Annotated in this window: 17 protein-coding genes; 11 read left to right on the top strand and 6 right to left on the bottom strand. The window is 59.3% G+C overall.

The genetic code is table 11. The features are described from left to right. Positions 1 to 234: 234 nt before the first annotated feature. From fadB to ACXX9E_RS24370, 6 genes are all read left to right on the top strand, one after another. Complete coding sequence (gene fadB / locus ACXX9E_RS24395) at positions 235 to 2,382, top strand: fatty acid oxidation complex subunit alpha FadB (protein ID WP_123451295.1); 2,148 nt, start codon at positions 235 to 237, stop codon at positions 2,380 to 2,382. Between the two features lie 29 nt (positions 2,383 to 2,411). Continuing rightward, entirely contained in the window at positions 2,412 to 3,587 is a 1,176-nt protein-coding gene (gene fadA, locus ACXX9E_RS24390) for an acetyl-CoA C-acyltransferase FadA (RefSeq protein ID WP_007910465.1), read from the top strand. A gap of 98 nt (positions 3,588 to 3,685) precedes the next feature. After that, positions 3,686 to 3,922 carry a DUF1653 domain-containing protein gene (locus ACXX9E_RS24385; protein WP_123461926.1) on the top strand — a complete coding sequence of 79 codons (237 nt, stop codon included), beginning with the start codon at positions 3,686 to 3,688 and terminating at the stop codon, positions 3,920 to 3,922. A 114-nt stretch (positions 3,923 to 4,036) separates the two neighbouring features. Then, entirely contained in the window at positions 4,037 to 6,667 is a 2,631-nt protein-coding gene (topA, locus tag ACXX9E_RS24380) for a type I DNA topoisomerase (protein WP_123461928.1), read from the top strand. A gap of 143 nt (positions 6,668 to 6,810) precedes the next feature. Then, positions 6,811 to 7,335, top strand: a complete 525-nt coding sequence (locus ACXX9E_RS24375) for a DUF6586 family protein (RefSeq protein ID WP_123461929.1) — start codon at positions 6,811 to 6,813, stop codon at positions 7,333 to 7,335. A gap of 106 nt (positions 7,336 to 7,441) precedes the next feature. Continuing rightward, positions 7,442 to 7,675 carry a hypothetical protein gene (locus tag ACXX9E_RS24370; RefSeq protein ID WP_064392830.1) on the top strand — a complete coding sequence of 78 codons (234 nt, stop codon included), beginning with the start codon at positions 7,442 to 7,444 and terminating at the stop codon, positions 7,673 to 7,675. 89 nt (positions 7,676 to 7,764) lie between these two features. Here ACXX9E_RS24370 and sulA read toward each other — a convergent pair whose 3' ends face one another. Together sulA and lexA are read right to left on the bottom strand one after the other, a co-directional pair. Next, on the bottom strand, positions 7,765 to 8,238 hold the full coding sequence (gene sulA, locus ACXX9E_RS24365) for an SOS-induced cell division inhibitor SulA (RefSeq protein WP_123461931.1): 474 nt from the start codon (positions 8,236 to 8,238) through the stop codon (positions 7,765 to 7,767). Positions 8,239 to 8,248: 10 nt separating this feature from the next. Beyond that, the gene (lexA, locus tag ACXX9E_RS24360) at positions 8,249 to 8,857 is read right to left on the bottom strand and encodes a transcriptional repressor LexA (RefSeq protein ID WP_003226590.1); all 609 of its coding nucleotides are present in this window, start codon (positions 8,855 to 8,857) and stop codon (positions 8,249 to 8,251) included. Positions 8,858 to 9,086: 229 nt separating this feature from the next. On the opposite strand from lexA, the gene ACXX9E_RS24355 reads away from it, so the two are divergent. From ACXX9E_RS24355 to ACXX9E_RS24340, 4 genes are all read left to right on the top strand, one after another. Continuing rightward, positions 9,087 to 9,794: a TetR/AcrR family transcriptional regulator gene (locus ACXX9E_RS24355; RefSeq protein WP_007910473.1), complete on the top strand. Its 708-nt coding sequence runs from the start codon at positions 9,087 to 9,089 to the stop codon at positions 9,792 to 9,794. Between the two features lie 170 nt (positions 9,795 to 9,964). Then, the gene (gene nagZ, locus ACXX9E_RS24350; RefSeq protein WP_177490500.1) at positions 9,965 to 10,963 is read left to right on the top strand and encodes a beta-N-acetylhexosaminidase; all 999 of its coding nucleotides are present in this window, start codon (positions 9,965 to 9,967) and stop codon (positions 10,961 to 10,963) included. A 12-nt stretch (positions 10,964 to 10,975) separates the two neighbouring features. After that, positions 10,976 to 11,713 (top strand): S-methyl-5'-thioinosine phosphorylase, encoded by a 738-nt coding sequence (locus ACXX9E_RS24345; protein WP_458556337.1) that lies wholly within the window; start codon positions 10,976 to 10,978, stop codon positions 11,711 to 11,713. A 15-nt stretch (positions 11,714 to 11,728) separates the two neighbouring features. Further along, complete coding sequence (locus tag ACXX9E_RS24340; RefSeq protein WP_458556336.1) at positions 11,729 to 15,022, top strand: DEAD/DEAH box helicase; 3,294 nt, start codon at positions 11,729 to 11,731, stop codon at positions 15,020 to 15,022. A 149-nt stretch (positions 15,023 to 15,171) separates the two neighbouring features. Here ACXX9E_RS24340 and ACXX9E_RS24335 read toward each other — a convergent pair whose 3' ends face one another. Genes ACXX9E_RS24335 through mfd form a run of 3 tightly spaced genes read right to left on the bottom strand, consistent with a single transcriptional unit; the run spans position 15,172 to position 21,900 of the window. Beyond that, positions 15,172 to 17,862, bottom strand: coding sequence for a DEAD/DEAH box helicase (locus tag ACXX9E_RS24335; protein WP_457237852.1), 2,691 nt, complete (start codon positions 17,860 to 17,862; stop codon positions 15,172 to 15,174). Positions 17,863 to 17,873: 11 nt separating this feature from the next. Beyond that, positions 17,874 to 18,440, bottom strand: a complete 567-nt coding sequence (locus tag ACXX9E_RS24330; RefSeq protein WP_123461941.1) for a CsiV family protein — start codon at positions 18,438 to 18,440, stop codon at positions 17,874 to 17,876. Positions 18,441 to 18,450: 10 nt separating this feature from the next. Further along, entirely contained in the window at positions 18,451 to 21,900 is a 3,450-nt protein-coding gene (gene mfd, locus ACXX9E_RS24325; protein WP_458556335.1) for a transcription-repair coupling factor, read from the bottom strand. Positions 21,901 to 22,254: 354 nt separating this feature from the next. Here mfd and ACXX9E_RS24320 point away from each other — a divergent pair, with 354 nt between their 5' ends. Continuing rightward, positions 22,255 to 23,718, top strand: a complete 1,464-nt coding sequence (locus tag ACXX9E_RS24320) for a glyceraldehyde-3-phosphate dehydrogenase (protein ID WP_123461946.1) — start codon at positions 22,255 to 22,257, stop codon at positions 23,716 to 23,718. Between the two features lie 186 nt (positions 23,719 to 23,904). Here the strand turns inward: ACXX9E_RS24320 and ACXX9E_RS24315 are convergent, their stop codons facing one another. Further along, positions 23,905 to 25,206: an MFS transporter gene (locus tag ACXX9E_RS24315; protein WP_186748427.1), complete on the bottom strand. Its 1,302-nt coding sequence runs from the start codon at positions 25,204 to 25,206 to the stop codon at positions 23,905 to 23,907. Between the last annotated feature and the right edge of the window lie 24 nt (positions 25,207 to 25,230).

Raw genomic sequence — 25,230 nt, 5'->3', positions numbered from 1 at the left:
CCGTATTTTGGGCGATTGACAATTGTCGGAAATTCCGTGAAGGTGACGTACCCAAATCAAACGGGCGTATGAATTGAGCGTTTGTCTTACAGACTGCTCCTACAGAATCCCGACTATCGCGTTGGCGGGTGTGCCGGGTGGATTGGCGTTAGCATCGACGAAAAAGCGTCCTGCCGAGCCATTCGCCTGCGTCCGACGTGTACTGTTCAGCTTCCATATCGTGGAGATCAGTTGATGATTTACGAAGGTAAAGCCATCACGGTTAAAGCTCTTGAAAGTGGCATCGTCGAATTGAAATTCGACCTCAAGGGTGAGTCCGTCAACAAGTTCAACCGTCTAACCCTGAACGAACTGCGTCAGGCCGTAGACACCATCAAGGCAGATGCTTCGATCAAGGGCGTGATCGTCAGCAGTGGCAAGGACGTGTTCATCGTCGGCGCCGACATCACCGAATTTGTCGACAACTTCAAGCTGCCGGATGCCGAGCTGGTTGCTGGCAATCTCGAAGCCAACAAGATCTTCAGCGATTTCGAAGACCTCAACGTTCCTACCGTAGCGGCCATCAACGGCATCGCGCTGGGCGGCGGTCTGGAAATGTGCCTGGCGGCTGACTATCGCGTCATGTCGACCAAAGCCAAGATTGGTCTGCCGGAAGTCAAACTGGGCATCTACCCAGGCTTCGGTGGCACTGTGCGTCTGCCGCGTCTGATCGGTGTCGACAATGCCATCGAGTGGATTGCCGCCGGCAAGGAAAACCGCCCTGAAGACGCCCTGAAAGTCAGCGCCGTTGACGCCGTGGTTGCTCCAGAGAAGCTGCAGGAAGCTGCCCTTGAACTGATCAAGCGCGCCATCTCCGGCGAGTTCGACTTCAAGGCCAAGCGTCAGCCGAAACTTGAAAAACTCAAGTTGAACGCCATCGAACAAATGATGGCTTTCGAAACCGCCAAAGGTTTCGTCGCCGGTCAAGCAGGCCCGAACTACCCGGCGCCGGTCGAAGCGATCAAGACCATCCAGAAAGCCGCGAACTTCGGTCGTGACAAGGCGCTGGAAGTCGAAGCCGCCGGTTTCGTCAAACTGGCCAAGACCTCTGCCGCGCAGAGCTTGATCGGTCTGTTCCTGAACGATCAGGAACTGAAGAAAAAGGCCAAGGCCTACGACGAAATCGCCAAAGACGTGAAGCAGGCTGCCGTACTCGGCGCCGGCATCATGGGTGGCGGTATCGCCTATCAGTCGGCCTCCAAAGGCACGCCGATCCTGATGAAGGACATCAACGAGCACGGTATCGAGCAGGGTCTGGCCGAAGCCGCCAAACTGCTGGTTGGCCGCGTTGATAAAGGTCGCATGACCGCTGCGAAAATGGCTGAAGTGCTGAACGGCATTCGTCCGACCCTGTCCTACGGCGACTTCGGTCACGTCGATCTGGTGGTTGAAGCGGTCGTCGAGAACCCGAAGGTCAAGCAAGCTGTACTGGCCGAAGTTGAAGCTCAGGTCAAAGAGGACACCATCCTCGCGTCCAACACCTCGACCATTTCCATCAGCCTGCTGGCCAAGGCCCTCAAGCGTCCGGAAAACTTCGTCGGCATGCACTTCTTCAACCCGGTGCACATGATGCCGCTGGTGGAAGTGATCCGTGGTGAGAAGTCCAGCGAACTGGCCGTTGCCACCACCGTTGCCTACGCCAAGAAAATGGGCAAGAACCCGATCGTGGTCAATGACTGCCCGGGCTTCCTGGTCAACCGCGTACTGTTCCCGTACTTCGGCGGCTTCGCCAAGCTGGTCAGCGCCGGTGTCGACTTCGTCCGCATCGACAAGGTCATGGAAAAATTCGGCTGGCCAATGGGCCCGGCATACCTGATGGACGTGGTCGGCATCGACACCGGTCACCACGGTCGTGACGTGATGGCTGAAGGTTTCCCGGACCGCATGAAGGATGACCGTCGTTCGGCCATCGACGTGCTGTACGAAGCCAAGCGCCTGGGTCAGAAGAACGGCAAGGGCTTCTACGCCTACGAAGCCGACAAGAAAGGCAAGCAGAAGAAGGTTGCCGATCCATCGGTGCTGGAAGTGCTCAAGCCGATCGTTTACGAGCAGCGCGAAGTCACTGACGAAGACATCATCAACTGGATGATGATCCCGCTGTGCCTGGAAACCGTGCGTTGCCTGGAAGACGGCATCGTTGAAACCGCCGCCGAAGCCGACATGGGTCTGGTCTACGGTATCGGTTTCCCTCCATTCCGTGGCGGTGCGCTGCGCTACATCGATTCGATCGGTGTTGCCGAGTTCGTTGCCCTGGCTGACCAGTACGCTGATTTGGGCGCGCTGTACCACCCGACCGCGAAGCTGCGCGAAATGGCCAAAAACGGCCAGAGCTTCTTCGGTTAAGCGCCCCCAACTAGAGTGAGAGTGAACTTATGAGCTTGAATCCTAGAGACGTCGTGATTGTCGACTTCGGTCGTACTCCGATGGGCCGCTCCAAGGGCGGCATGCACCGCAACACCCGCGCCGAAGACATGTCGGCGCACCTGATCAGCAAGCTGCTGGAACGCAACGCCAAGGTCGATCCTGCTGAAGTCGAGGACGTGATCTGGGGCTGTGTGAACCAGACTCTGGAGCAGGGCTGGAACATCGCGCGCATGGCGTCGCTGATGACCCAGATCCCGCACACCTCGGCCGGCCAGACCGTCAGCCGTCTGTGCGGTTCGTCGATGAGTGCCCTGCACACTGCCGCGCAAGCGATCATGACCGGCAACGGTGACGTGTTCGTGGTTGGCGGCGTCGAGCATATGGGCCACGTCAGCATGATGCACGGTGTCGATCCGAACCCGCACATGTCCCTGTACGCGGCGAAAGCCTCGGGCATGATGGGCCTGACCGCTGAAATGCTCGGCAAAATGCACGGCATCACTCGCGAACAGCAAGACGCTTTCGGCGTGCGTTCCCACCAGTTGGCCCACAAGGCAACTGTGGAAGGCAAGTTCAAAGACGAAATCATCCCGATGCAGGGCTATGACGAGAACGGTTTCCTGAAACTGTTCGACTACGACGAAACCATTCGTCCGGAAACCACCCTGGAAAGTCTGGCGGCCCTCAAGCCGGCCTTCAATCCAAAGGGCGGCACCGTGACTGCGGGTACTTCGTCGCAGATCACCGATGGTGCTTCGTGCATGATCGTGATGTCGGCGCAGCGTGCGCAGGACCTGGGCATTCAGCCGATGGCGGTGATCCGTTCGATGGCTGTGGCGGGTGTGGATCCGGCGATCATGGGCTATGGTCCAGTTCCGGCCACACAAAAAGCCCTGAAGCGTGCGGGCCTTGGCATCAACGATATCGACTTCTTCGAGCTCAACGAAGCTTTCGCTGCACAGGCCCTGCCAGTGCTGAAAGATCTGAAAGTACTCGACAAGATGAACGAGAAGGTTAACCTGCACGGCGGCGCGATCGCCCTGGGTCACCCGTTCGGTTGCTCCGGTGCGCGTATTTCCGGCACCTTGCTGAACGTGATGAAGCAGAATAGCGGCACCTTCGGGGTGGCCACTATGTGCATTGGTCTCGGCCAAGGCATCTCCACCGTCTTCGAACGCGTTTAAGCGTCTCGTCGATGGAAGCCGGGGCCAAGTGCCCCGGTTTTTGTTTTTGTGGATTTATTTTGTTTTTATTTTGAAAAAATTTGAGTGAGGGCCGAAGCATGCCGATACAACCTGGGCTCTACCAACATTACAAAGGTCCGCAGTACCGCGTATTCAGTGTTGCGCGGCATTCCGAGACCGAGGAAGAAGTGGTCTTTTACCAAGCCCTGTATGGCGATTACGGCTTTTGGGTGCGCCCTTTGAGCATGTTCGTCGAGTCGGTCGAGGTTGACGGCGAGCAGGTGCCACGCTTTGCTTTGGTGCAAGCCGAACCGAGCCTTTTTACCAAGGCATGAGGCGAGTGCGCACAGAACCCTGTGCTTGACCTCACCTTGTATCAACTATATATAGCGGTGCCGCGTCAGGCGCCAACCGCCTTTCACTTCTAGAATTCAGGAATTTTCTGATCCATGGGCAAATCGCTGGTCATTGTGGAATCCCCGGCTAAGGCCAAGACCATCAACAAGTATCTGGGTAACCAATACGTGGTGAAGTCGAGTATCGGCCATATCCGAGACCTGCCCACCAGCGGTTCGGCTAGCGCCAGCAAAGAGCCAGCCGCCAAGCGTGGCAAGGCCGCTGCAGGCGAAGGTCCGGTGCTCACGCCGAAAGAGAAGGCGCGCAAGCAGTTGGTCTCACGTATGGGTGTCGATCCCGATCATGGCTGGAAGGCCAAGTACGAGATCCTCCCGGGCAAGGAAAAGGTCATCGAAGAGCTGCGCCGGCTCGCCAAGGATGCTGACACCATCTATCTCGCAACCGACTTGGATCGCGAGGGGGAAGCCATTGCCTGGCACCTGCGCGAAGCCATCGGTGGTGACGACAGCCGCTACAAGCGCGTGGTGTTCAACGAAATCACCAAGAAGGCGATTCAGGAGGCCTTCTCCGAGCCCGGCGAGCTGGACATCGACCGTGTGAATGCCCAGCAGGCGCGTCGTTTCCTCGACCGCGTCGTGGGCTACATGGTCTCGCCGCTGCTGTGGGCCAAGATTGCCCGTGGCCTGTCCGCCGGTCGCGTGCAATCGGTTGCCGTGAAGCTGGTGGTCGAGCGCGAGCGCGAAATCCGTGCGTTCAACCCGGAAGAATACTGGGAAGTGCACGCCGACCTTGGCACTGCCAAGGGCTCGACCGTGCGTTTCGAAGTGGCGCGTGAAAAGGGTGAAGCCTTCAAGCCGCTGAATGAAGCACAGGCCACGGCTGCACTGGAGAAACTCAAGTCCTCCAGCTACAGCATCGTCAAGCGCGAAGACAAACCGACCAGCAGCAAGCCGTCGGCACCGTTCATCACGTCCACCCTGCAACAGGCCGCAAGCAACCGCCTGGGCTTTGGCGTGAAGAAAACCATGATGATGGCCCAGCGTCTGTACGAAGCTGGCTACATCACTTATATGCGTACCGACTCGACCAACCTGTCGGCCGATGCCGTGGCGATGGCGCGCACTTACATCGAAGATGAGTTCGGCAAGAAGTACCTGCCGGAAACGCCGAACGTCTACAGCAGCAAGGAAGGCGCACAAGAGGCTCACGAAGCGATTCGTCCGTCCGACGCCAACACCACGCCGAGCAAGCTGGCTGGTATGGAGCGTGATGCTGAGCGTCTGTATGAGCTGATCTGGCGCCAGTTCCTCGCTTGCCAGATGCTGCCGGCGCAATACCTGTCTACCACCGTCAGTGTGGCGGCGGGTGACTTCGAGCTGCGTGCCAAGGGCCGCATCCTCAAGTTCGACGGTTACACCCGCGTTCTGCCGCAGATCGCCAAGCCTGGCGATGACGATGTTCTGCCGGACATGGCGCAAGGCGACGTGATGAAGCTGATCAAGCTCGATCCGTCCCAGCACTTCACCAAGCCGCCGGCGCGTTACTCCGAAGCCAGTCTGGTCAAGGAAATGGAAAAACGCGGCATTGGTCGTCCTTCGACCTACGCTGCGATCATTTCGACCATTCAGGATCGCGGTTACGTGACCCTGCACAACCGTCGTTTCTATTCGGAAAAGATGGGCGACATCGTCACCGAGCGTCTGTCGGAAAGCTTCTCCAACCTCATGGACTACGGCTTCACTGCCGGCATGGAAGAGAACCTCGATGACGTGGCCCAAGGCGAGCGTGACTGGAAAAACGTGTTGGACGAGTTCTATGGCGATTTCAAGAAGAAGCTCGAGGTAGCCGAGAATCCGGACAATGGCATGCGTGCCAACCAGCCGGTCATGACCGACATTCCGTGCACCACGTGCGGCCGTCCGATGCAGATCCGTACCGCCTCGACCGGTGTGTTCCTCGGTTGCTCAGGCTACAGCCTGCCGCCGAAGGAGCGCTGCAAGGCCACCGTCAACCTGGTGCCAGGCGACGAAATTGCTGCGGACGACGAAGGTGAGTCGGAATCGCTGGTGCTGCGTGGCAAGCATCGCTGCCCGATCTGCAGCACGGCGATGGATGCCTACCTGCTCGACGAGAAACGCAAACTGCACATCTGCGGTAACAACCCGGATTGCGCGGGCTACGAGATCGAAGAGGGTAACTACCGCATCAAGGGCTACGAAGGTCCGAGCCTGGAATGCGACAAGTGTGGCAGCGAGATGCAACTCAAAACCGGCCGTTTCGGCAAGTTCTTCGGTTGCACCAACCCGACCTGCAAGAACACCCGCAAACTGCTCAAGAGCGGTGATGCGGCGCCGCCGAAGATGGATCCGGTGAAGATGCCTGAGCTGAAATGCGAAAAGGTCAACGACACCTACATCCTGCGCGACGGTGCTTCCGGTCTGTTCCTCGCGGCCAGTCAGTTCCCGAAAAACCGTGAGACCCGTGCTCCGCTGGTGATTGAAATTCTGCCGCACAAGGACGAAATCGATCCGAAGTACCACTTCCTGTGTGAAGCGCCACAGAAGGACCCTGATGGCCTGCCGGCGGTGATCCGCTACAGCCGCAAGACCAAGGAGCAATACGTGCAGACCGAAGTCGACGGCAAGCCTACCGGCTGGAAAGCGTTCTACGACGGTGGCAAGTGGACCGTTGAAGACAAGCGCACGAAAGCCAAGGCTGAGTAAGCGCCGGTCCGATACACAAAAGGCCGCATGATGACCCTCGGGTTTCATGCGGCCTTTTTGTTTTATGCTTGCGGTCGGCTCCGCTGATCCATGACACTGTCAGGTCTGTGTGACGTAATTATTTCGCTGTGGAGACTGCCGGCATGGCGCACGAACTCTATACCCGCACCAATCAGAAGATCTATTTTGCCGGCTTGTCGCTGGAAGCGCTGGCGCGCGCCGAAGAGGGGCGAGCGATGAACGCGTTGGCGTTGATTCAGGCGGGACGTGAATCCGCGTTGTTCCACCTCTATGGCGCGCTGTTGGGTTTATGCCATGAGATTGCCGGGTTCTATCGTTTGCCCCAGGCCAGCGCGCCTCGAGCCGAGGTTTTGCTGACCCGCGAAGTGCTGGAAACGATTGCGATCCCCGAATTGGCCGAGATGATTGAGCTGGCAGGTAATCCGGAAACCTGGCTGGCGAAACTGTTGGCGGCGCATTCGGCGCTGTTCCAGCCACCACGGGTGCCGCACAAGCCCAAGGGCGATGTGACGCAGCCGTTGATTCAGGCCGTTAATCTGGATGAAGAGGAGGCGCCGCAGGAACTGACTCGCGAAGAGCTGGAGAGCTGGCGGCAGAATCTCAAAGGCTTGGCCATTCGTTTTCGCGAAGGATTGAACGAGTGTTGAGGTCGATTGACACGGTGGCAATATGAAACATGCTGCTGGTCAAGATCCCGAGCGAAGCCTGAATGATGTCTATATAATCCCTGCCTTTCGTGGAGAACAGACCTATATGCCAACGTCCTTTCTAGAAATTGTCGAGTTACCAGACGGCCGAATCGAACTGCGCAGGGCTGAGGACGAGGGTTCTCTGGTGACGCTGGATTTCTCCGAGGATGCCAAGACGTTCCTGCAGGGGCAGCATGTCGAGATCGCCAAGGCGATGTTGAGTGTTGGCGTGCAGATGGCGGGTCGGATGATCGAAGGTGAGTTTGATAAAGATGAGGGGCCACGGGTTCTTCATTGATCCCTGCCTGTTTTGTCGGTACCGCTTCAGATCGGCTTCTCTGTCCCTGGAGAAGCCCTGCGCTCCAAACAGCGCGCGTTGTCAGTGAGTCAACCCAATCGGATGTTCAGGCTTTGAGCGTCGCCCGTGCGTGCAGCGCTGATCAGTTGTTGCCGCGATTGGGCATTCAGCGGGTTGAGCCAGGTCACCACCGTATGACTGCGCGCCAGGCGCAGTGCTTCGCAGGCCAGTTGCTGGGCGCTCTGAGTGCCGCGTGGTTGCAGCAGTAGAATCCGTTCACGATTCAGGCCCGCATCCCGAAGCCATGCCTGGGTCAGGCTGGCCGGTGGCGCAATCAGCGTCAGCCAGCGTGCGTCCTGGTCCTCGCTGAGTTCGCGCAGGATCGGGGCGAGCAGGTTCAGGCAGTTCCCGGCCGCACCGCGCAGTGACAGCTCACTGAATACTTCGGGTTCGGCATTCCAGGGACGCTCGACCACTTCTTTCAGGATCGGCGCCATCGGTTGCGCCAGAAACGCTTCGAATAAAGGCAGTTGTGTTTGCTGAGGTGTGTGTGGGAACTGCATAAAGCCTCCTTTAGCGGCGGATTACGCCGACACTCAAGCCTTCGATCACCAGTTCCTGATCTTTCAGGTCAACTTCGATAGGAGCGAACTCAGGGTTTTCGGCGATCAGCCAGACCTTGCTGCCTTCACGCTTGAAGCGTTTGACGGTCACTTCATCACCGATTCGCGCCACGACAACCTGGCCGTTACGGGCTTCGCGGGTGGTATGAACCGCCAGCAGGTCACCGTCGAAAATACCGATGTCCTTCATGCTCATGCCGTGAACGCGCAGCAGGTAGTCGGCGCGTGGATGGAAGAAGGCAGGGTTGATGTTGCAGGATTCTTCGATGTGCTGCTGGGCGAGAATCGGTGCGCCGGCAGCGACCCGGCCAATGATCGGCAGGGTGGAGTCGTCGGCCTTGGCTTCGAAGCCCGGGATGCGAATGCCGCGGGAAGCGCCAGGCGTCATCTCGATGGCGCCCTTGCGGGCCAGTGCTTTCAGGTGTTCTTCTGCCGCGTTGGGCGACTTGAAGCCCAGCTCCTGAGCGATTTCCGCACGGGTTGGCGGGTAGCCGTTGTCTTCGAGGCAGCGTTTGATAAAGGCCAGAATCTCGGCTTGGCGTGGCGTCAGCTTTAGCATATTGATCGCTCTGTCTTTTTATACAGTGACTGGGATTATATACAGTGAAGCGGTCTTGGCAATGCCCGTTTTTTTACCGGCCGCCAGACGGTCGGCAAGGGTGTTTATTAATGCGATGGGCTTGTGTGGTTAAATAGCTGACCGACCATTCCCAAAACGAACCGGCAGGCTTGACAAGGCACAGGCTGAAACGTATGTTTCAAACAAGTGTTTGTCAGGCGGAGTAGCCATGGCCCAGTCGGAAACCGTTGAACGCATTCTTGATGCTGCCGAGCAGTTGTTCGCGGAGAAAGGTTTCGCTGAAACCTCATTGCGTTTGATCACCAGCAAGGCAGGCGTCAACCTGGCAGCGGTGAACTATCACTTCGGTTCGAAAAAAGCGTTGATCCAGGCGGTGTTCTCGCGTTTTCTCGGGCCGTTCTGCATCAGCCTCGATAAAGAACTGGAGCGGCGTCAGGCCAAGCCTGAAAACAAGCCGACCCTCGAAGAGCTGCTGGAAATCCTTGTCGAACAGGCTCTGGTGGTTCAGCCACGCAGCGGCAATGACCTGTCGATCTTCATGCGTTTGCTGGGTCTTGCGTTCAGCCAGAGCCAGGGTCACCTGCGGCGTTACCTTGAAGACATGTACGGCAAGGTGTTCCGTCGTTACATGCTGCTGGTTAATGAGGCCGCACCACGCATTCCACCGATCGAACTGTTCTGGCGCGTGCACTTCATGCTCGGCGCTGCAGCGTTCAGCATGTCCGGTATCAAGGCGCTGCGTGCAATTGCCGAGACCGATTTCGGCGTCAACACCTCCATCGAACAGGTCATGCGCCTGATGGTGCCGTTCCTGGCGGCCGGCATGCGCGCCGAAACCGGTGTCACCGATGCGGCGATGGCCACCGCACAACTGCGTCCGCGCAGCAAATCGACGCCGGTCGCCGCCAAGGTTTGACCGCACACGGGTGGGCGCAGCAGCTTGTATCCGCTAAGCTAGCCGCCCATGCCGACTCTCGTTCTGAACCCGATTCTGATGAAAACCGCTGACCTGCCGGGCACTGCCCACGGCAGCGATTTCATGCGGATCGGGTTTTTCGTTTTCAAGGAATCTCTATGACTGCTGGCCTGCAAGGCTCGTTGATGGTGGACGTCGCCGGTACCTGGCTGACGGCCGAAGATCGCCAATTGTTGCGCCAGCCCGAAGTGGGTGGCCTGATCATTTTTGCCCGCAACATCGAGCATCCACGGCAGGTGCGTGAGCTGAGCGCGGCCATTCGCGCCATTCGCCCGGATCTGTTGCTGGCGGTGGACCAGGAGGGTGGTCGCGTGCAGCGCCTGCGTCAGGGCTTTGTGCGTCTGCCGGCCATGCGCGCCATCGCTGACAATCCGAATGCCGAATACCTCGCCGAGCAATGCGGCTGGATCATGGCCACCGAAGTGCTGGCGGTCGGCCTCGACCTGAGCTTCGCCCCGGTGCTGGATCTGGATTATCAGCGCAGTGCGGTGGTGGGTACCCGTTCGTTCGAAGGTGATCCGGAGCGCGCAGCACTGCTCGCCGGGGCGTTCATTCGCGGTATGAACAGTGCCGGCATGGCCGCCACTGGCAAGCACTTCCCCGGTCATGGTTGGGCCGAAGCCGACTCACACGTTGCGATCCCGAACGACGAGCGCAGCCTCGACGAGATCCGCGCCCATGACCTCGTACCGTTCGCCCGACTCAGCCAACAACTGGCCGCTGTCATGCCGGCCCACGTCATTTATCCGCAAGTGGATTCGCAGCCTGCCGGTTTCTCCCGGCGCTGGTTGCAGGACATCCTGCGTGGCGAGTTGCAGTTTGACGGTGTGATCTTCAGCGACGATCTGTCGATGGCCGGTGCCCATGTGGTGGGCGATGCTGCCAGCCGTATCGAAGCGGCCCTGAGCGCCGGCTGCGACATGGGCCTGGTGTGCAACGACCGTGCAGCGGCCGAACTGGCCCTGAGTGCCGCGCAACGGTTGAAGGTCAAACCTTCTGCCCGCATCGCGCGCATGCGTGGCCAGGCGTTCGCCAGCACCGATTACCGCCAGGATCCGCGCTGGCTCACCGCCATCGGCGCGCTCAAAGACGCTCAACTGATTGATTAAGGACGTTTCGCTATGACGGTATACGCGATCATCGGTGGCACCGGCCTGACCCAGCTCGAAGGCTTGAGCATTCGTCAGTCGCTGGCCGTGGACACGCCTTATGGCGCGCCTTCGGCCGAGGTGCAGGTCGGTGAGTATGCCGGCAAGGAGGTGCTGTTCCTCGCCCGTCACGGCCACCCGCATCGCTTCCCGCCGCACAAGGTCAACTACCGCGCCAACCTGTGGGCGTTGAAGCAGGCCGGGGCTGAAGCGATCATCGCGGTGAATGCCGTAGGCGGGATTCACCCGGCGATGCGCACCGGGCATTTCTGCTTGCCACATCAGATCGTTGACTACACCAGCGGCCGTGAACACACGTTTTTCGCCGACGATCTCGAACATGTCACCCACATTGACTTCAGCTTCCCCTACAGCGAACCGCTGCGTCAGCAGTTGATTGCCGCAGTGGCCGCCGAGGGTTGCGAATACAGCGATCAAGGTGTGTATGCCTGCACCCAGGGCCCGCGTCTGGAGACTGTGGCCGAAATCGTGCGTCTGGAGCGTGATGGCTGTGACATCGTTGGCATGACCGGCATGCCGGAAGCGGCGCTGGCGCGTGAACTCGAACTGGATTACGCATGTCTGGCGCTGGTGGTCAATCCGGCGGCGGGCAAGTCCACCGCGGTGATCACCATGGCCGAGATCGAACAGGCGTTGCAGGGCGGCATGGGCAAGGTGAAATCAGTGCTGGCACGGGTATTGGCTGGGTGAAAGGCTGACAGCGCCATGACGATAATCATCAGTCAGCTTCACTCGCTGCCGTGGACTGAGGCCTTCAACCGTAATGCTTTGGCCAAAGCCCGCGTTTACGCCATCGAGGACCGGATAAAAATCCATTTGGTCGATGACGAGATGATTGAGGCGGCCTGCGCGGGTTCTGAAAGTCACGTTTATCAACAGGTCATCTATCTGGTTAAAGATGAGCAGGAGCGATTCGGCCTGCGATGCTTTTGCTCCTGCCCGGTGGAAATCAACTGCAAGCACAGCGCTGCGGTGCTCTTTCACTTACAGGATCGCGCGGCTGAAGAGACTGACCGTGATGCCCCGGTTCAGTTGAATAGAGCACTGGAGCACTGGCTTTCCACTATTCCTGTGGCGACCCAGTCTTTTGAAGAGGCCTCGCAAGCGGCCAGTACGCGACTGTTTTACAAACTCAAGGCCACGCCGGTTTCGGGCAAATGGCTGGTCGAAATATTCAAGGTTTACCAGCTCAAGAGTGGCGAGCTGCGCGACGTTAAGCCGTTGTTTTCGCTATCAGACATGCTGATGCGCCAGCCCGGTTATCTGAACGAACTGGACCTGCGGATTGCCAGGCTGTTGGTGGCCACGCACTCCCATCATGCGTATTACAGCGGCTATCCGCTGGACGGTCGCAGTGGCGCCGAATTGCTCGAAATGTTGTTGAACACGCGGCGCCTGTATCTGGATTTTGAAACATTGCAGCCGCTGACTTCGGGCGCGAGCAGAAGCGCGCAGTTTGCCTGGGCCGAACAAGCCAATGGCAGTTTTCGCCCGCAGTGGAGCAGTGATGAAGCGTCAGTGGAAACAGTGCTCGCGCTGGAACCTCTTTATTACCTGGATCGAGAGCGGCAACAAATCGGCCCGCTATGCAGCGAGTTCGATGAAAAGCTCGCCTGTCATCTAGCATTGGCGCCAGAGATTCCGGCACGTCAGGCCATGCAGTTCAGCCATCGAATGAGTGTGGCTACTCAGGTCGCCCCACCGCACAAGTTGACGGAGCGGATCATCGACGATGTTTTGCCCAAGGCTCATCTGACCCTCGCCAGCGGCAAGCGCTACACTCGCTGGCAGTACGAGCCGGAGCACCGAGCCGCTTTGCTGTTCACCTACGGCGGTCTTCCCGTACAGGATCGCAACCCGGAGGTGGTGGTTCTTTCGGGCGTTGAAACCCAGCGTATCCAGCGTCAGCCCGCCGCCGAAAAAGCCCTGCGTCAGCAATTGCAGAAACACGGTTTCAAAAAGGCCACGCGCAAAAGCAGCGTTGATCATCCGGGTGAACGGTTTGATCTGCCCGATGATTCAGCCTGGCTCACATTTGCTCAGAATGGCATTCCCGCGCTGCGTGAAGCAGGCTGGCAGATTGACGTCAGCCATAACTTTCATTTCAACGTGGAGAAAGTCGAGCACTGGTACGCCGAGGTTGAGGAAGAGTCGGGGCGGCAGTGGTTTGATCTGCAGTTAGGGATTGTCGTCAACGGTGAGCGCCACAGCCTGCTGCCGATTTTTCTGCACCTGTTACGCGCCCAGCCGATGCTTCTCGATCCAGCCAACCTCGCTCAGCGCGGTGATGATGAGTTGCTGTTGGTCGAGTTGGGGGCCGGGCGCTTCAGCGCTAACATCAGTGGCAAAGTCGCCCTGCCTTTTGGTCGGGTCAAACCGTTGCTGGCCACACTCAGCGAGTTGTATCTGGGCAATCATCATGGCGATAAGTTGCGCTTGAGTGCTCCCGATGCAGCACGCCTGAGTTTGCTGGAAGGTGTATCGCTGGAATGGCAGGGCGGCGAACGGTTGCGCAATTTTGCCCGGCGCCTGCGTGAATCCACTTACACGCAAGTCGTAGCACCGCTCGGTCTCAATGCGCAGATGCGGCCCTATCAGCTCGAAGGCTTGAGCTGGATGCAAACCCTGCGTGAGCTGGAGGTTGGCGGTATCCTCGGCGATGACATGGGGCTGGGTAAAACGCTGCAAACCCTGGCGCACCTGTTGACGGAAAAGCAGGCGGGGCGGCTTGATCGTCCTGCGCTGGCGGTAATGCCCACCAGTCTGATCCCTAACTGGCTGGACGAGGCGTTGCGTTTTACGCCGCAGTTGAGGGTGCTGGCGCTACATGGCGCGGGGCGGAAAAAAGACTTCGCCAGTTTTGCCGAATACGATCTGGTGTTGACCACTTACGCCTTGTTGCCGAGGGACCTTGAGGTTCTGCAGCCGCAGTTGTGGAGTGTGCTGATTCTCGATGAGGCGCAGAACATCAAGAATCCGGTCAGTAAGGCTGCTCAAGCCGCACGTGATTTGCAAGCCCGGCAGCGCTTGTGTTTGAGCGGCACTCCAATGGAAAACCACTTGGGCGAGTTGTGGTCGCAGTTTCACTTCTTGATGCCCGGTTGGCTGGGTGACAGTAAAGCGTTCAATCGTGATTACCGTACACCGATTGAAAAACATGGCAACGCCGAGCGCATGCAGCATCTGACGGCGCGAATAAAGCCGTTCTTGCTGCGACGCAAAAAGGACCAGGTGGCGACCGAGTTGCCACCGAAAACCGAAATTGTGCATTGGGTCGATCTCAGCGACGGTCAACGCGACGTGTATGAAACGGTTCGCGTGGCGATGGACAAAAAAGTCCGCGACGAAATTGCCCGCAGTGGTGTGGCGCGCAGTCAGATCATCATTCTTGATGCCTTGCTCAAGCTGCGTCAGGTCTGTTGCGACTTGCGCTTGATCAATATGCCGCTGACTGCGAAAGCGCTGCGTTCGGGGAGTGGCAAGCTGCTCAGTTTGATGGAGATGCTTGAAGAGCTGATTGGCGAGGGTCGCAGGATCCTGCTGTTCTCCCAGTTCACGTCGATGCTGGCTTTGATTGAGCAAGAGTTGCAGCAACGTGAAGTCAGCTATTCGCTGTTGACCGGTGAAACCGCAGATCGGCGCACGCCAGTGAAAGACTTCCAGAGCGGCAAGGTGTCGCTGTTTCTGATCAGTCTGAAGGCCGGGGGCACAGGTTTGAACCTGACTGCGGCAGACACGGTGATCCACTTCGACCCTTGGTGGAACCCGGCAGTGGAGAATCAGGCCACCGATCGCGCATATCGAATCGGGCAAAACAACCCGGTATTCGTTTACAAGCTGATTGCCCGCGGCACGGTAGAGGAAAAAATCCAGGCACTGCAGCAGGAAAAGGCTGCGCTGGCCGGGGCGGTGCTTGAAGGTGGCACGACAGGTGGGTTCAAGCTGGAGCAGACTGACATTGAGGCGCTGTTTGCGCCGCTGCCGGTTTCCACGGGTTGATGATTTAAGCCTGGGCTCGATATCTGAGGGCCCCATCGCTGGCAAGCCAGCTCCCACAGGTTTTTGTGCTGTTCACAAAAACAGTGTTCAACCCAGATTGCTGTGGGACCTGGCTTGCCAGCGCTGGCAATTTGTCTGAAAAGCGCATCTCAGCGCTTGTCGAGCTTATCCGGCAACGGCGCAAACAGCGCTTCAATATCATCACTCTGCAGTTTCCAGTCCCCGGCCTTGCGTCCATCCAGCACGCCCGCTGCCAAGTCGGATTTTTCCTTCTGCAGGTGCTGAATTTTCTCTTCCACCGTGCCCCGGGCAATCATCTTGTAGACGAACACCGGTTTCTCCTGGCCGATCCGATACGCACGGTCAGTGGCCTGATTCTCGGTCGCCGGGTTCCACCATGGGTCGTAGTGAATCACTGTATCCGCTTCGGTCAGGTTCAATCCCACGCCGCCGGCCTTCAGGCTGATCAGAAAGATCTGACGATTGCCACTCTGGAACTCCTTCACCGGTGTGCGTCGGTCCCGGGTCTGGCCGGTCAGCAGCGCATAGGCGATCTTGCGTTTTTTCAGTTCCTCTTCGATCAATGACAGCATCGAGGTGAATTGTGAAAACAGCAGTATCCGCCGACCTTCCTCAAACAGCTCCTCGAGCATTTCCATCAGGCTGTCGAGCTTGCCCGACGTGCTGCCGCGAGCGGGCAGGGTGGCGTCATTGACCAGGCGCAGGTCGCAGCAGACCTGACGCAATTTCAGCAGTGCTTCCAGAATGATGATCTGACTGCGCGCCACGCCTTTGCGCGTGATTTCATCGCGGACCTTCTTGTCCATCGCCAGGCGCATGGTTTCGTACACATCGCGCTGCGCTTCGTTGAGGTCGACCCAATGGATGATCTCGGTTTTCGGTGGCAACTCGGTGGCCACCTGTTCTTTGGTGCGGCGCAGCAGAAACGGTTTTATCCGGCCGTTGAGGTGCTGAAGCCTGACTTCGCTGCCGCGTTTTTCAATCGGCACGCGGTAGTCGGCGTTGAAGCTTTTGACGTCGCCAAGCCAGCCGGGCAGCAGGAAGTGGAACAGCGACCATAGCTCTCCCAGATGGTTTTCCAGCGGCGTACCGCTGAGGCACAGACGCTGCCGCGCATTCAACTCTCGCGCCGCTTGGGCGGCTTTGCTGTTCGGGTTCTTGATGTACTGCGCTTCATCCAGCACCAACACATGCAGGGGTTGCTTGGCCAGGCGCTCGACATCCTTGGGCAGCAATGCATAGGTGGTGAGGATCAGGTCGAAGTCAGCGAGGTGGTCAAAGTGCTTTTTGCGGCCGGCACCGTACAGCGCCACCACTTTCAGTTGCGGGGTGAAGTGCGCCGCTTCATCGAGCCAGTTGGGAATCAGGCTGGTGGGCATGACCACCATGCACGGCCGGTCAAGGCGTCCGGCGTTTTTCTCGCTGAGAATGTGCGCCAGCGTTTGTAGGGTTTTGCCCAGTCCCATGTCGTCCGCAAGAATTCCGCCAACTTGCAGCTGTCGCAGCGATTGCATCCAGCTCAAGCCTTCGAGTTGGTACGGCCGCAACGTCGCGTTCAGCCCCTGCGGCGCATCGGCGCTGAAATCGCGAATGTCGCGCAGGCGCTGAGCAAACGTACGGATCTGCTCACCGCCTTCCCACAGCAGCGGAATGCCTTCCAGCGAATTGAGACGCGTGGCATCGGCCTTGCTCAGGCGCAGGGTGGTTTCCCCCGGCTCCTGGAGATAAAACTCGCCGAGGGTCGTCAGCACCGGTTTCAGTCGGCCCAGCGGCAGCGCCACCTGCAATGGCCCGTGCTCGCTGTTGCGCTGCGGAATATTCACCAGAATCAGTTCGTCATCGCGCCGGCGCGCCAGGCGTTCCGGGTTGAGTATTTCCGTGTGCGAGCGCATCAGGTTGAGCAGGATCGGCAGCAGGCTCAGGCGTTCACCGTTGACGATGATGCCCAGTTCCAGATCGAACCAGTCGCGTTCCGGTGCCTGTTCGACGGTGGCGTACCAGTCATCCACGGCCGTCAGGTCGAAGCCGAACTCTTCGTCGATCTGCAATTCCCAGCCCTGCGTGCGCAGCTTCGGCAGATCATTGAGGGTGAAGGTCAGCCAGGCACTGTCGTTGACCATCTCATACAGCTCACCGGCGCTTTCCGGCAGGGCTTTGCTCTGGCGGGTGGCAATACGAAAGCCGAGGATTCGTAACTGTTCGCGGTAGGACTGTTCGACGTCCGGGTGGCGTTTTATCCGTAATGTCTGGCTTTCCTGACGTATCAGGATGTCGCTGTTTTTCTGCCCGCTGACGTATTCGTCGAGATAGCTGAACGACAGCGCCGCGCGGTGCTGAATGTAGCGCTGCATCTTGCCGTTGCGCGGTTCGAAAGCGCTGAATTCGACACTGGCCAGCCACAGGCGCGGGACCGGCTGAACGTTATCCACCAGCACTTGCGGCGGGGCTTTCGGGCTGCGGTTTTCCAGCACGGCCTGGAGTTTTTCCAACAGTTCGGCGTCTTTGGCGGCAGCCGGGTATTCGAGGGTTTCCTGCACTTGCAGCAGCACCGCTGCGCAATGTTTGCAGTTGCTGCGAACCGGGCAGGTGCACGCGGCCTCCACCAGCAGCAAGGTGCCTTTGGCCGACTCGCGCAGCGTAATGGTCTGACGGTAGACATTGCCGCCAGAGCCTTCGCAACTGGCGGTGATGGTCGCATCGCCGACCTGGGCGATACGGACCCGGTTCTCCAGGGCGTAGCGACGGCCACGCTCCAGGCTCTGTTCCTTGAATCGGCTGACCCAGGAGGGTGCCAACGGTTTACTCAGGGGCGGGGGCATAAGGACTTCGATCAGTCCGGAATGGCTTCAGGCGCTTCCCGCGGCGCCGGCGCCGTCAGGGAAGTGATCTTGATCAGCAGGGCCAGGTGGCCGTTGTCGAGATAGTTGAGTTGGCCGTTCTTGGTGTGGCTGTCCTGCTTCAGGCGTTCGCTGGCGGTGACCATGCCGTTGGCGTCGATCTGGTTGACCCAGAAGTCGGCATTCACATCGGTGAAGCGTCCCAGCTTCATTTCCAGCGTGCCCTCGATCGGGAACTGGCCGAACTGTTCCTTGCCGTCGCTGACGGCCACCTTGGTCGGCGTCTCGCCGAGGGTCTGTTGCCAGGCCTTGTGCAGCAGCACACTGTAATCGCCGCTGGCAGTGAGTTTGTTGGCCACTTCATTCAGCGCGGGTGTGCGCTGGCTGTCGTCGCCCAGACGCTGGGCGCCGGCGGCCCAGTCTTCCGGGGCGGCGCGGCTGACGATCGCCGGCACCGCGTTCTGGCGGACCAGAATCATCTCGACCATATAGGTGTCATCGGCAAACGCCGTGGGTGCGACCAGAGTCAGCAGCAAGGTCAGCGAACGAAACAGGCGCATTGGGCGTCCTTCAAGCAGTTTTCGGGATGAGGCGCTCGAACAGCGCCTCTACAGTATTAAAGCGCTCTTCCGCGCGCTCCATCGGCACCTGGAACTTGAACATCGTGGCGCCTTCGAATTTGTAGCGTTTTGGCTGGCTCTGGATCAGTTTGATCAACGTCATCGGGTCGACCGGCGTCTGCGCGGCGAACTCGATACGTCCGCCCTGCGGCCCGCCATCGACCTTTTTGATGCCCAACTGTTCGGCCTGCAATTTCAAGGCAGTGATGCGCACCAGGTTCTTGGTCGGTTCCGGAAGCAGGCCGAAGCGGTCGATCATCTCGACCTGCAGATCCTTCAGGCCCTCTTCGTCGGTGGCCGAGGCAATGCGCTTGTACAGAATCAGGCGCGCATGCACATCCGGCAGGTAGTCTTCCGGAATCAGTGCCGGCACCCGCAGGTTGACCTCCGGGCCACCGCCGAGCGGTTGATCGAGGTTCGGCTGCTCGCCCTTGCGGATCGACTTCACCGCACGCTCCAGCATCTCCATATACAGCGTGAAGCCCACGGCCTGGATCTGGCCGCTCTGGCCATCGCCGAGCAATTCACCGGCGCCACGGATTTCCAGGTCGTTAGTGGCCAGCACGAAACCGGCGCCAAGGTCCTGGGTATTGGCAATCGCCTCCAGGCGCTTTTCCGCATCCGCGGTGATTTGCTGGCGCGGCGGGGTCAGCAGGTAAGCGTACGCCTGGTGGTGACTGCGACCGACGCGACCGCGCAACTGGTGCAGTTGCGCCAGGCCGAATTTGTCGGCGCGCTCGATGATGATGGTGTTGGCGCTCGGCACGTCGATGCCGGTCTCGATGATGGTCGAGGCGATCAGCACGTTGAAGCGCTTGTGATAGAAGTCGCTCATCACCTGTTCGAGTTCGCGTTCGCGCATCTGCCCGTGACCGATGCCGATCCGTGCTTCTGGCACCAGTTCGGCGAGATCTGCCGCGCACTTTTCAATGGTCTTCACGTCGTTGTGCAGGTAGTAAACCTGTCCGCCGCGCAGCAGTTCACGCAGCAGGGCTTCTTTGACCGTGCTCTTGTTCTGCTCCATGACGAAGGTGCGCACCGACAGGCGTCGTGCCGGCGGCGTGGCGATGATCGACAGGTCGCGCATGCCCGACACCGCCATGTTCAGCGTGCGCGGAATCGGCGTGGCGGTCAGGGTGAGGATGTCGACTTCGCTGCGCAGGGCCTTGAGCTGTTCTTTCTGGCGCACGCCGAAACGGTGCTCTTCGTCGATGATCACCAGCCCGAGGTTTTTGATCTTGACGTCGTCCTGCAGCAATTTGTGCGTGCCGATGACGATGTCGATCTTGCCTTCGGCCAGATCGGCGACGGCGGCGTTCACTTCCTTGGCCGATTTGAAGCGGCTCATCACTTCCACGGTCACCGGCCAGTCGGCGAAGCGGTCGCGGAAGCTGTTGTAGTGTTGCTGGGCGAGCAGGGTGGTCGGCACCAGAATCGCCACCTGCCGACCGCCATGCACGGCGATGAACGCGGCGCGCATGGCCACTTCGGTCTTGCCGAAACCGACATCGCCGCAGACCAGTCGATCCATCGGCTTTGGTGCGAGCATGTCTTCGCGCACGGCCTCGATGGTGGATTGCTGATCCGGGGTTTCTTCGAACGGGAAGCCGGCGCTGAACGTCGCGTAATCGGCTTTCGGGTCGGCGAACGCATAACCTTCGCGAGCGGCACGGCGGGCGTAGATGTCGAGCAGTTCGGCGGCGACGTCGCGCACCTGCTCAGCCGCCTTGCGCTTGGCTTTCTGCCAGGTTTCGGAACCGAGGCGATGCAGCGGAGCCAGGGAGTCGTCACTGCCGGTGTAACGCGCGATCAGGTGCAGGTTGGCCACCGGCACGTAGAGCTTGGCGTTCTCGGCGTACTCGAGGGTGAGGAATTCCGCGGCCTGATTGTCGATTTCCAGAATCGTCAGGCCCAGATAGCGCCCGACACCGTGATCGATGTGCACCACCGGCGCGCCTTCGCGCAGCTCGGTGAGGTTTTTGATCACTGCATCGTTGGCGACATCGCTGCGCTTCTCGCGGCGGCGCCGCTGCATGACCCGCTGACCGAACAGCGGGCTTTCCGCGACCAGCGCCAGCGCCGGGTCGTCGAGCATCAGACCTTCGTCAAGCGGGGCAATGGTGATCGCCAGGCGGTCTTTGCCCGCGACGAAGTCCGGCCAGTTGTCGACGGTTTTCGGCCGCAGCTTGAGGCGTTCCAGCAGCTCCAGCAGCACTTCGCGCCGGCCCGCGGATTCGGCGGTGAACAGCACGCGCCCAGGGAATTCGTCGAGGAATGCCGAAAGCGCGGCCAGCGGTTGCGTGGCCTTGGCCTCGATCGCCAGATTTGGCAGGGATTGCGCCGGGAAGCGCTCACGGCCGACGCCGGTGTCCACATCCTGTTGACTGGCCACCACGCGCGGCCAGTTCTTCAGGCGGGCGAAACAGTCTTCCACCGGCAGGAACAGCTCTGCCGGTGGCAATAAAGGACGCGATGGATCGACGCGGCGCTCTTCATAGCGATTGCGCACGTCGTTCCAGAAATTTTCCGCCGCTTGCTCGATGCCCGGCAGCGAGAACACCTGGGTGTCCTGGGGCAAGTAATCGAACAGGGTCGAGGTTTCGTCGAAGAACAGCGGCAGGTAGTACTCGATACCGGCCGGAGTAATCCCGCTGCTCAGGTCCTGGAAGATCGGGCAGCGACGGAAGTCGACATCGAAGCGTTCGCGGAAACGCGCCTTGAAGCGGGTGACCGCATCTTTCTGCAGCGGAAACTCACGGGCCGGCAGCAGCTTGACTGAATCGACCTTGTCGATGGAGCGCTGGTTTTCCGGATCGAAGGTCCGCAGGGTCTCGATTTCGTCGTCGAACAGGTCGATGCGGTAGGGCAGCTTGCTGCCCATCGGGAACAGGTCGATCAGCGCGCCGCGCACGGTGAACTCGCCGTGCTCGTAGACCGTGTCGACGTAGCGATAGCCGCTGGCTTCGAGCCGCGCGCGCATCTGCTCGACATCGAGTTTCTGCCCGACATCCAGCACCAGGCTGCTGCCGAGCAGGAATTTGGTCGGCGCCAGTCGATGCAGGGCGGTGGTGATCGGTACCACCAGCACGCCATGCGCCAGTTCCGGCAGTCTATAAAGGCTGGCGATACGCTGGGAAATGATGTCCTGGTGCGGCGAGAACAGGTCGTAGGGCAGGGTTTCCCAGTCGGGGAAATGCAGAACGGGCAAATCCGGGGCGAAGAAACTCAGCTCCTGTTCCAGCCGTTCGGCACTCTGGCTGTCGGCGGTCAGTAGCAGGGTAAAGCGCTTGGCAGCGCTGGCAGCCTCGGCAATCGCGAGACTCAGGGCAGCACCGGGCAGATTGCCCCAGTGCTGTTTACCTGCCGCAGCAGGGAGAAGCGGTAGACGCAGAACAGGCACGGAAGGTTGAGCTCCAGGCGTTGCGACAAAGTCGGTAATTGTAGCGGCGTCGGGTGCCGCCTGTCAGTTGCAGACTACGTCTATCTTCGTTGTTTGCGCGAAATGTAGTGGTAACCATAAAAACGAGCACTTTTTTCAGGGTTATGTAGTGCCGAAATCGGATGGTGTTACGGAGGGTTACAGACATCGTCTAACAGTAGTCGAAAAATTGACTGCGCTGGAGGCCCCGGTTTTACTGGGCTCGCGGAGGGTGTGATTTTTTTGGAGGAAATTTTGTTACCGATTGCGCGACAAGCGCGCATTGCTGAAAGAGGTTGTCGGCGGCATAATGTAGCCCCTTTTTTCTGCCCCTACATGTGGAAGGTTACCGTGACTCAGAAGCCCGACCAGTGTCTTGGTGAATGGATCGACCGTGAAGCACTCGCAGAAGCGATGATTCCGCTTATCGGTCAGCTCTACCGCAATAACAACGTGGTGAGCTCGATCTATGGCCGCAGCCTGATCAACCAGTCTGTCATCGCGATTCTCAAAGCTCACCGCTTTGCGCGCCACCGCTCTTCCGACGACAGCGAACTCTCCGTCCACGAAACATTCCCACTGCTCAAAGCCATGAGCGAGCTCAAGCTCGGCGCGGCTTCGGTAGACCTGGGCAAGTTGGCGTTCAAATTCCGCAGCGAAGGCAATGGCCGCAGCGCCGAGCAGTTCGTACGTGAAGAACTGGCTGACGTGGTTGGCCAGCAAAACGCTTCGGCCCGCAAAGGCACTGACGTTGTGCTTTACGGCTTCGGTCGTATCGGCCGTCTGCTGGCGCGCATCCTGATCGAGAAAACCGGTGGTGGCGACGGTCTGCGTCTGCGTGCCATCGTCGTGCGCAAAGGCGCCGACAACGACCTGACCAAACGCGCCAGCCTGCTGCGTCGCGACTCGGTGCACGGTCCGTTCAACGGCACCATCGTCATCGACGAAGAAAACAACACCATCACCGCCAACGGTAACCTGATCCAGGTGATCTACGCGAAGAACCCGACCGAGGTGGATTACACCCAGTACGGGATCAAAGACGCGCTGCTGGTGGACAACACCGGTGTATGGCGTGACGCCGATGGCCTGGGTCAGCACCTGCAATGCCCGGGTGTCGCTCGCGTTGTTCTGACCGCGCCTGGCAAAGGCAAGCTGAAGAACATCGTTCACGGTATCAACCACAACGAAATCACTGCTGACGACAAGATCGTGTCCGCCGCTTCCTGCACCACCAACGCCATCGTGCCGGTGCTGAAGGCTGTGAATGACAAGTTCGGCATCATCAACGGTCACGTCGAAACCGTTCACTCGTACACCAACGACCAGAACCTGATCGACAACTTCCACAAGGGCGATCGTCGTGGCCGTAGCGCCGCGCTGAACATGGTGATCACCGAGACCGGTGCTGCCACCGCTGCTGCCAAGGCCCTGCCTGAGCTGGCCGGCAAGCTGACCGGTAACGCGATCCGCGTTCCGACGCCAAACGTGTCGATGGCCATTCTCAACCTGAACCTTGAGAAAGCCGCCACCCGTGAAGAGATGAATGAGTACCTGCGCTACATGGCGCTGCACTCCGATCTGCACAAGCAAATCGACTTCGTCAACTCGCAGGAAGTGGTGTCCACCGACTTCGTGGGTTCGCGTCACGCCGGTGTGGTCGACGCTGAAGCGACCATCGTTCAGGACAACCGCGTTGTACTGTACGTCTGGTACGACAACGAGTTCGGCTACAGCTGCCAGGTGGTTCGCGTGATGGAAGACATGGCCGGTGTAAACCCGCCAGCGTTCCCGCGCTAAGCACTCGTTGCAAATGAAAACGCCCCGACTTAGGTCGGGGCGTTTTTGTTTGTGTGGCTGGATCAATCTCTATTGCCTGTGCCGGCCTCATCGCTGGCAAGCCAGCTCCCACAGGTTCTTGGGAGGTTGCACAATTGTGTTCACGCCCGAACTCCCTGTGGGAGCTGGCTTGCCAGCGATAGCGTCTTATCTGGCGCCGCCGACGATCGAGGCCTGCGCAGTACGCAGCTCATGCCGGTTACCGCGGAACAACACCAGCGTCGCAATCAATCCCAACACCGCCGCACCACTCAGCCAGATCCCCGGCGCTGCCTTGTTGTCCAGCACATGAATCAGGTAAGTACACGCCGCCGGGGTAAACCCGCCGAACGTCGCGGTTGCCAGGCTGTAAGCCAGTGAGAAGCCGGTCGTACGCACTTCAACCGGCATGATTTCGGTCAGCGCCACCACCATCGCGCCGTTGTACGAACCGTAGAGGAACGACAGCCACAATTCGACAATCAGCAAATGGCTGAAGCTCGGGTTCGCCACCAGCCACGACAGCGCCGGGTAGGCGGTCAGGATCGCCAGAATGGTCGCCGCCAGTAGTAAGGGTTTACGGCCGATCTTGTCAGACACCGAGCCCATCACCGGCAGCCAGAAGAAGTTCGACAGACCAATACACACCGTCACCAGTAACGCATCGAAATCCGACAAATGCAGTTCAGCCTTGCCGAAGGTCGGGGTGTAGGCGGTGATCAGGTAGAACGACACCGTAGTCATCACCACCAGTGCCATGCCGGCGATGACGATGCCAAAGTTCTGACCGATCGAGCGGACAATTTCCCGCAGGGTTGGGCGATGTTTCCTGGCTTGGAACTCTGGCGTTTCCTCCAGCGAGCGGCGAATGACAAAGATCACCGGCACAATCATGCAGCCGATCAGGAACGGCACGCGCCAGCCCCAGTCACCCATTTGTTCCGGGCTCAGCCAGTGGTTGAGGCCGACGCCGAGCAGGCCGGCGAAAACCACCGCCGCTTGCTGACTCGCAGACTGCCAGCTGACGAAGAAGCCCTTGCGGCCTGGTGTGGCGATCTCTGCCAGATAGACAGATACGCCGCCCAGTTCTACACCAGCGGAAAAGCCTTGCAGCAACCGACCAAACAGCACGATCAACGGCGCAGCGACGCCGAGGGTGGCGTAGCCTGGAACACAGGCGATGAGGATCGTACCGGCTGCCATCAACGCCAGCGTGATGATCAGCCCTTGGCGACGGCCATGACGGTCAATGTAGGCGCCGAGGAAAATCGCCCCGAGCGGACGCATCAAGAAGCCGGCCCCAAAAGTGGCCAGTGAAAGCATCAGCGAAGCGAAGGCGCTGTCGGTGGGGAAGAAGGTCTTGGCAATGGCTGTGGCGTAAAAGCCATAGACCATGAAGTCGAACATTTCGAGGAAGTTGCCGCTGACAACGCGAAAAATCGCTTTGCCTTTGCCCGTGGTGGAGGACATGTTCAGGTACTCGCTATTGGATTT

The organism is Pseudomonas sp. GNP014, from assembly GCF_054344005.1.
This window is presented reverse-complemented; position numbering and strand designations above follow the sequence as displayed.